Raw genomic sequence first — 8,180 nt, 5'->3', positions numbered from 1 at the left:
CTTTTTGATCGTTCGAACAACATTTAACCAAAAACCACTTTTATGTACAGATAACGTTCAAAATAAGACAAATCTTACTATTAGAACTATATTAATTATTGCGAAGTTTAATTAACTCGTTAAGATAGCTAACTCATTTGTTAAATTAATGTTTAACCTTATTTTAATTGGTATATTTATATGAAGTCTTTTGATCATAAAGTCATTTTGATCACTTTGGTTATTGCAGTTGCGAGCTTTTTCATTGTTGATCTTGCATTAAGCTCTACTCAACTCGACGCTGCACTTATGTTATCCGTAGGTATTATCATCGGTGGCATAGTAAGCCAGTTTTTAAAAAGTGATACACAACAAGAAAAACAATCAAACTTATCTACTACCACTCTCTATGTCGGCAACCTACCTTACAGAGCTAACGAACATGTGGTTCGCGAACTATTCGAGGAGCAAGGACAAGTATTCTCTGTTCGGTTACTTAAGGATAAAAATACAGGTAAGCGTCGCGGTTTTGGTTTTGTGGAGATGGCGAAACAAGATGCCGAAAAGGCAATCACTCAACTCAATGAGCGCGAGTTCCAACAGCGTACATTAAAGGTAAGAGAAGCAAAGCAAAAGCCAGAAGGTGAGATGAATCACTCTCCAGCTTAATAGACTTACACTATAAGTCTATTAACGCTATTTCTTTTTTACTATCTAATATAGGTGCCGTTGCATAGAATCTAACTTCTTTTGCCGGCACCTTTTTTATACTGGTCTCATGACTTGCCAATAAAGACACCGCGCGATTAGCAATAGCTTCCCCTGAATCAACTAACTCCATATGTGGTGGCAAGCAGGTTTTGATGTGCTCGCCTATTAAAGGAAAGTGAGTACATCCTAACACCAGCCTATCAACAGAGTCGGGAATATGAAGCTGTTCAATTTCTTTGTACAAAGCCAACTGGTCAAGCGCATTATGCCAATAAAAACGTTCAGCGATCCTTACCAGTTCTGTCGAATGCAATGTTTCTACTTTACAGCCTGAAGTGAAATCAGCGATAAGTTTATGGGTATATGAGTTATTCGAGGTTGCAGGGGTTGCCAATAAAGCAATATGCCGACTCCTAGAACTCAGTGCAGCAGGTTTTACTGCTGGAACAACACCAATGATTGGTAGCCCGGTGTGTTTTCTCGCTTCTTCTAAAGCATAAGTAGAGGCAGTGTTACAGGCGATAATGATTAGATCTACGTTACCTAAACATTGCTCCTGCCAGTGGATCAAAGCCTTGATCCGAGACTTAATGACTTCTTGGGGTTGCAATCCATAGGGTAGATACGCGTTATCCATAACATAGCTAAAGTTTGCATGTTGGACGCGCGTCTGCAAATGCGACAGTACACTAGTGCCGCCAATACCTGAGTCAAAAACCAAAATATGTGACAAACTTCATTCCTCATGTAAGAGAAGCATGAAGTTTGCCATGAGTCCTAATGAAAATAAACTTGATTCAATTAACTCATTTGTTTTTGCTCGACTTGCTCTTTATTCATTTCATTTAATTTACTAAAAAAGCTACTGGCGTAATCCAAGAATTCATTTAACCTCGACTGTCCTTCATTCATCCAGGCTAATAGATTCGGTAGCTCAGTATTCGCGTCAAGCGCTTTAGCCTGCTCTTGGATATCGGATAGTTGTTTGTTAAGTGGAACAAATGCCTTTTCTAACTCTTTCATCGGATTCCCTTGTTGATATTGGGCAATCGCCGATGATGTCTTACTCTGTTTGAGATCCATGGTAAAGCTGGTGATCTGATCAGAGTTTAAGTTTAGCGATTTTGCCAAGTCGAAGGCTTCATCGTACTCACCACCAAAAAACGAATCACTGACATTACGAATATCTTCCATCATGTCATTAATCGCTTGCTGTTCCTCTTCATTTAGCTCGCCGTTTACCTTAATGGAAAAGCTCACTTCATGAGACGACTTTGTGCCATATGCCATACCGTATTCATTTGCCTTCTGTGCAACACTCGCTGCAGCACCTTGTGAGTAAGCATCAGAAAATGAAATCACCACCTCATCCCCTTCAGCTGTGGTAAAGGCATATTCAGCCTGATTAGATAAGCTGGCAAATTGTGCGGCGCTTATTGCTAATGCTTTTGGCGACTTTTCTTCGAAGAGTTCTTTTTCAAAATCATCTAAGCCGTTAAAAATACCTTCTCGTGATTTCTCAATGCCATCCTCAATATCAGAATTAAATGCCCCCATGCCTTTTAGCTCTTCACTAGCTTCATCTATTCCTTGTAGGACACCCTTACGAGCATCATCTAGCATAGATTTCAGCTCGTCGTTATCTTTACCATCTACTTTTGCCTTTTTCACCGCACCTTGAACAAAATCAAGTACGTTTTTGACAATAGACTCGAAGTCAAACAAAGGTTTATCTTTTTTATCTTGCGCTGGCTTTTCAATACCGAGTGCTTCGGCTAGCTTGTCATCAAGAATTTTAGCCGCGAGTTTAGACTTATCACCCGCGTAGCTATCTGAATTAATATGAATATTTGGTCCAATCCCTTTGCTCTTTCCAGGCTTGTGTTGCATTGCTGGATTGAGCAACTGATTTAATTGCCCGATTTTCATGGTATGCCCTCCAATATAGTAGTTAGATTATCGGCATTTTTATGCAAAGCTAAAGTATAATGATTAAAAAAACAGCAAAACGCTTTCAACAACGACGCTATACTGGACAAATTAACAACGCTCCCTAAAATAGCGCCTCTTAATTCAACATAGATGGTTTTAGTATGGCAGTAATTAAAATTGATGATTCAGTATACGAACAACAGTTAACAGAGAAGGCTGAGCGTATCAGTTCACAATTTGCGCAGTTTAATGCACCGACACTAGAGGTGTATGACTCAGCAACGCGCCATTACCGCCAGCGCTGTGAGTTTAGGGTTTGGCATGATGGTGACGACTTGTTTCACATCATGTTTGACCAGCAAACCAAAGAAAAAATCCGTGTTGATAGCTTTGACCCAGGTGCGCCACTTGTCAATGAAATGATGCAGGTCATGATAGACAAGCTAAAAGATAACGAACTCTTACGTCGCAAGCTATTTCAAATTGACTATCTCACGACTCTTAGTGGTGAAGTATTGATTAGCCTTTTGTATCATAAGCAACTCGATGAAGCATGGCAAAACGCAATGCAAACATTGAGAACAGAGCTACAACAACATTACACTGTCGACTTTATCGGTCGCGCCAGAAAGCAGAAAGTTGTGTTTGGGAATGACTATGTCACCGAAAAACTAACTGTAAATGGCAAGGAATATATTTATCAGCAGGTAGAAAATAGTTTCACCCAGCCAAATGCTGAAGTGAATCAAAAGATGTTAGCATGGGCTCAGGACATCAGTGAGCCATTAAGTAATGACCTACTTGAGTTATATTGTGGTAACGGAAACTTTTCAATTGCCTTAGCAGGTTCATTCAACAAAGTTCTGGCCACAGAAATCTCCAAGTCTTCGGTAAAATCTGCACAATTTAATATTGCAGCAAACCAAGTAGATAATCTCGATATTATTCGTATGTCGAGTGAAGAGTTTACTCAAGCAATGAAAGGACAAAAGTTCTCTCGCTTAGACGGTATTGATCTACAATCTTATAACTGCCAGACCATTCTTGTCGATCCTCCGCGAGCGGGCATGGATGAACTGACCTGCCGCTTGGTGAGTAACTATGACAATATTATTTATATCTCATGTAACCCAGACACACTCGAGCGTGATTTAACCTTACTGTGTGAAACGCACAAGATTGCACGCTTTGCAATCTTCGATCAGTTTCCATATACACACCATATAGAATCTGGCGTTTATCTAACTCGAAAATAGTTGATTGAGCTTAACAGAGCTCAATATCATCGGCTGTCATCGCTGCAACCAGTGCTGGCAGCTCAGTTTCACTGAAGACTTGAATGCCCGACAGCCTTAGCAAAGCCGCCGTCACCCCTTCCCCTGCTATTTTCTTTCCAGAATGACTACCATCGTAGATAAAATTACTACCACAGGATGGGCTGGACTCTTTGAGCAAAGCAAACTGAATATTGTGCTCAACGCACAGTGCCTGCGCTTTTTGCGCACCAAACATGAAGGCTTCTGTAAAATCCTCACCGTGCTGACTCAGAATTTTTCCGTCTGTTATCTCAGCAGGTGGACGCGGTGTGGGCAAGCCGCCAGCGACTTCTGGGCAAAATGGTAGTACCCAATTTTTTTGCCGCCAATATAGCAAAGTATTATCTTGCAAGCTTTGCGACGAGGCGTCGTATCTTACGGGGTAACCGAGCAGACAACTTGAAACTAGAATTTTAAACATAAAAAAGCCCTGCAATCATTACAGGGCTAGTCTAATACAAATCAGCATTTATTGCTTTGCTAAATAATTTACCAACGCAGCGATTTGGTCAGCTTTGGTTGTTCCTGATTCACGTAACAACAACTTATATTTACCATTCACGATAAACGTAGGTACGCCGGTAAGTGCACCTTTGTCTGACAATGTTTTTTGCATACGCTGCATTTTCGATGTTTTCGTACGGACGGCAAAGCTCGCGTACAGTTTATCGAACTTTTCAGCATCAACACCTTGCGCAATAAAGATATCCTTTACATCAGCAAGTTCATTGATCTTTGCACGCTTACCATGAATATGATTGAACATAGCTGCGATAATTTTATCTTTTTGTGGCAATACCGCTGCTGTCGCAAGCGCTTGAGCTAATAATTGTTGGATTTCGGAATCTCTTGGTCCAACAAAATCAATATGGCTTTTTTTAAACTTCACATCGCTATCAAGCTTGGGTTTAACGTCAACGATTAAGTTTTCCATTACGTTACAGGCTGGACAGTAGAAAGAAAAATATTCCATTACTTCCGGCTTTTTAGTACCGCGCTCAGCAATCACTTCATAGTGTACGCCTTCTTCATAAGGTGCAGCCTGAGCAAATAGTGGCAGCATCAATGCAACTGCCAAGCCTTTCAATACTTTCAACATACTAACTTTCTCCAGTCCTTATTTCTTTAACAAATATGCGATCAGTTCATCAAGCTGCGCTTGGCTCTTAAGGCCTTTCATCTCAATTCTGTATTTGTCATTAACGATAAATGTAGGCACGCCAGTCAAAGCTCCTGCATCAGAAAATTTCTCTTGTGCTTCTAGCATCTTATTTTCAGCACTTATAACCGGCATGCTTGTTACAGCTTGATCAAACTGTTTCGCAGAAATGCCGTTTAGCTCCATAAGCGTTTTCAGGTCTTTAATCTCTAAAAGCTTATTTCCTTCTAAATGAATGGCATGAAAAATTTTCTCAGCAATCAGGTTTGCTTTACCTTCTTGCTCAGCAATAATATAGGCATAGCTTAAGTTGCTTTGCGTTTCAGCTGGTACACCACGTAAAAAGTTTACATGACTTTTCTCAAAGTGAGCACCTTCAGGCAAGTTTTGTTCGATTGCTTTTGCAATAGGTTCAAAACGAAAACAGTGAGGGCAATAAAATGAGAAAAACTCCGTCACCTTCTGATCTTTGCTCTGCTCCGTTGTTAAGGTGGTGTAATGCTCCCCTTCAGTAAAGTCTGAGGCCATAGCGACCACAGGTAAACATAGTGCAATCAATGCAATTCTTAATTTTTTTAGCATGCTACTCTCTCTAATTTTAAGGAAATAGGCTTAAACTTGGTTCATCTAAGGCAGCTAACTGCTCTTTTAATGCAAGGATCTGCTGTTCCCAGTATTTGTCTGTTGCGAACCAAGAAAAGTTCCGTTCAAACGCAGGGTCTTGCCAACGTTGTGCTAACCAAGCCATATAATTAACCATTCTCATGGCTCTTAAAGGTTCAATCAGCGCAAGCTCCTTTGGATCAAACGGCATAAATTCTTCATACCCCATCAATAGGGTATCTAACTGTACAAGTTGTTCATTGCGGTCGCCATTAAGCATCATCCATAAATCTTGGATTGCTGGGCCTTGTTGACAATCATCAAGATCAACCAGCATGAGCTGATCAGCGGACCACAATAAGTTACCAGCATGGCAATCACCATGAAGCCTAATCGTTTTGCTAACCTGATACTTAGACGCGGCTTTGTTAATAACTTGCTCTAAGATAGTAACAAATGGAGTATGCAAATGACTAGGCACTAGCTGGCTTTTTAGCAAAGTCTCTTGTGCATCAAATAAAAAGCGCTGAGTACTCAAGGCTGGTCTGTGTTCAAATGCTTGTTGCGCCGACAAACAATGTAACCGTCCAAGATAACGGCCAAGTATTTCTAAATGGTCAAGGTTATCCAGTTCAAATTGTCGCCCCCCTACACTTGGGAATAGCGTATAACGGTAACCCTCGTGAAAGTGTAAGCTATGCCCACCAATTAATAGTGGGGCAACAACGGGGACTTCCGCATTTTTGGCTAGCAGCGCAAAGTCATGTTCTTCCAAGATTTGTTCATTCGTCCATCTAGCAGGGCGGTAAAACTTCACCACATAACGTTTACCATCCTCAGCACCAAATTGGTAAACGCGGTTTTCATAACTGTTTAAAGCCAATAGCCCTGTAGCAGGATAAATCTCGAGCGCTTCGATTGCATCCAAGATGAGATCGGGGGTCAACGCGTTAAAACTAAAATCGTTCATAGTACCTATTAAAAAAGCGAGGGGCTAACCTCGCTTTTTACCTTATTAATCCTACCTTCCCTTGAAGAAGTTGGTGGGTTGTGCCAGCCGCTCTTCTGGGTTTGCTTGGTTTATGAGCACAAACTCAAACTCTGTGACCGGTTTTTTCAAGTCATAGGGGTCTATCACAACCGATAAAGGCACATCCAATGTACTTCCCGCAGCGAGGTGTACCTGTTGCTTACCAATCACCTGATAATTACTTAGACCCGATATTTCAATAGAAAATTTCTGTTCGACTTGTGCTTTGTTTATCACCTTAAGAGTGTAAGTATTTTCTACTAGCCCTTCAATGTTAACGCGATAAAGCTGGTTTCTATCACGAATAATATCAAGATCCATCGGCTTACGCATCGCAATGTTTACCACTAATGCACCTGTGATCACCACAAGTATCATTAAGTAGCCAATTAATTTGCCGCGCACTGGCTTGGTTTTCTCGTTTGAGGCCTCTAAATTACGCTCGGTTGTATACGCGATTAACCCTCTCGGATAGTTCATTTTATCCATCACGCCATCACAGGCATCGATACAAGCACCGCAATTAATGCACTCATATTGTAAGCCATTGCGAATGTCGATACCTGTAGGACAGACTTGAACACATAGATTACAGTCGATACAGTCACCCAATCCTAAGGCTTTAGGGTCTTGCTTACGTCCTCTGGGACCTCTGCTTTCACCGCGTGCAGCATCATAGCTTACTGTAAAGGTATCTTTATCAAACATTGCAGATTGGAAACGCGCATATGGGCAAATATGCAAACACATGATTTCTCTCATCCAGCCTGCATTACCATAAGTACAAACTGTAAATACGATAATACTTAATACAGAATAAAACCCAGCAGAGGCCGTCAGTAAATCAGGGATCAATGAGCGAATAGGCGTGAAATAGCCAACAAAGGTAATTGCGGTATACAGCGAGAATAAAATCCAACTACTATGCTTGGCCGTTTTACGCCAAAACTTGTCAAAGTCCATGTACCTTTGATCCAGCTTTTTCCGCTGGTTGGCGGTGCCCTCAAATTTTTCTTCAAACCAAATAAAAATGAAAGTCCAGACCGTTTGGGGACAAGTGTAACCGCACCATACCCGGCCATAAAACGTAGTGACCAGAAACAACGCAAATGCAGCAATCATCAAGATAAAGGCAAAAATCGTCAAATCTTGAGGCCATAAGGTCATGCCAAATATATTAAATTTTTGCTCAAAAATATCGAATAACACAGCCTGATGACCATGGAAATTAAGCCATGGCAAAGCCATAAATGCCAACATACCAATAAAGCCGATGCGCTTTCTTAATAATTGATGTAGGCCCGTTACCGCACGAACATAGATGCGATTTCTTGGGTTGAAGCGATCAGGCGTAGAGCTGTTAAGTGATTTCCCTTCTGAACCACCTGCTGGCTTTTGAATTTTTACCTCTGACGGTATATTTTTAACCTTGATTCTTTCGTTCTCCATG

The 8,180-nt window shown here is 41.0% G+C and carries 9 protein-coding genes; 2 read left to right on the top strand and 7 right to left on the bottom strand.

The window, feature by feature from the left end; genetic code table 11:
• Nucleotides 1-180 precede the first annotated feature (180 nt).
• Nucleotides 181-648, top strand: coding sequence for an RNA recognition motif domain-containing protein (locus tag CEX98_RS20250; RefSeq protein WP_099643801.1), 468 nt, complete (start codon nucleotides 181-183; stop codon nucleotides 646-648).
• A gap of 10 nt (nucleotides 649-658) precedes the next feature.
• On the opposite strand, the gene murI is transcribed toward CEX98_RS20250, so the two are convergent.
• Together murI and CEX98_RS20240 are read right to left on the bottom strand one after the other, a co-directional pair.
• Nucleotides 659-1,423, bottom strand: coding sequence for a glutamate racemase (gene murI, locus CEX98_RS20245; protein ID WP_099643800.1), 765 nt, complete (start codon nucleotides 1,421-1,423; stop codon nucleotides 659-661).
• Between the two features lie 68 nt (nucleotides 1,424-1,491).
• Nucleotides 1,492-2,619, bottom strand: a complete 1,128-nt coding sequence (locus CEX98_RS20240) for a DUF5610 domain-containing protein (RefSeq protein WP_099643799.1) — start codon at nucleotides 2,617-2,619, stop codon at nucleotides 1,492-1,494.
• A 164-nt stretch (nucleotides 2,620-2,783) separates the two neighbouring features.
• On the opposite strand from CEX98_RS20240, the gene trmA reads away from it, so the two are divergent.
• Nucleotides 2,784-3,878 carry a tRNA (uridine(54)-C5)-methyltransferase TrmA gene (gene trmA / locus CEX98_RS20235; RefSeq protein WP_099643798.1) on the top strand — a complete coding sequence of 365 codons (1,095 nt, stop codon included), beginning with the start codon at nucleotides 2,784-2,786 and terminating at the stop codon, nucleotides 3,876-3,878.
• A 10-nt stretch (nucleotides 3,879-3,888) separates the two neighbouring features.
• Here the strand turns inward: trmA and CEX98_RS20230 are convergent, their stop codons facing one another.
• The 5 genes from CEX98_RS20230 to ccoG are packed head-to-tail and all read right to left on the bottom strand — an operon-like array spanning nucleotide 3,889 to nucleotide 8,179.
• Nucleotides 3,889-4,359, bottom strand: coding sequence for a DUF523 domain-containing protein (locus CEX98_RS20230; RefSeq protein WP_099643797.1), 471 nt, complete (start codon nucleotides 4,357-4,359; stop codon nucleotides 3,889-3,891).
• Nucleotides 4,360-4,407: 48 nt separating this feature from the next.
• On the bottom strand, nucleotides 4,408-5,037 hold the full coding sequence (locus tag CEX98_RS20225) for a thiol:disulfide interchange protein DsbA/DsbL (RefSeq protein WP_099643796.1): 630 nt from the start codon (nucleotides 5,035-5,037) through the stop codon (nucleotides 4,408-4,410).
• An 18-nt stretch (nucleotides 5,038-5,055) separates the two neighbouring features.
• The gene (locus CEX98_RS20220) at nucleotides 5,056-5,679 is read right to left on the bottom strand and encodes a thiol:disulfide interchange protein DsbA/DsbL (protein ID WP_099643795.1); all 624 of its coding nucleotides are present in this window, start codon (nucleotides 5,677-5,679) and stop codon (nucleotides 5,056-5,058) included.
• A gap of 16 nt (nucleotides 5,680-5,695) precedes the next feature.
• A complete protein-coding gene (locus CEX98_RS20215) occupies nucleotides 5,696-6,670 on the bottom strand; it encodes a serine/threonine protein kinase (RefSeq protein ID WP_099643794.1) in 975 nt (324 codons plus the stop codon).
• Between the two features lie 51 nt (nucleotides 6,671-6,721).
• Nucleotides 6,722-8,179, bottom strand: a complete 1,458-nt coding sequence (ccoG, locus tag CEX98_RS20210) for a cytochrome c oxidase accessory protein CcoG (protein WP_099643793.1) — start codon at nucleotides 8,177-8,179, stop codon at nucleotides 6,722-6,724.
• Between the last annotated feature and the right edge of the window lies 1 nt (nucleotide 8,180).

Origin of the sequence: Pseudoalteromonas piscicida, assembly GCF_002744175.1 — a bacterium.
Taxonomy (GTDB): domain Bacteria; phylum Pseudomonadota; class Gammaproteobacteria; order Enterobacterales; family Alteromonadaceae; genus Pseudoalteromonas; species Pseudoalteromonas piscicida_B.
This window is presented reverse-complemented; position numbering and strand designations above follow the sequence as displayed.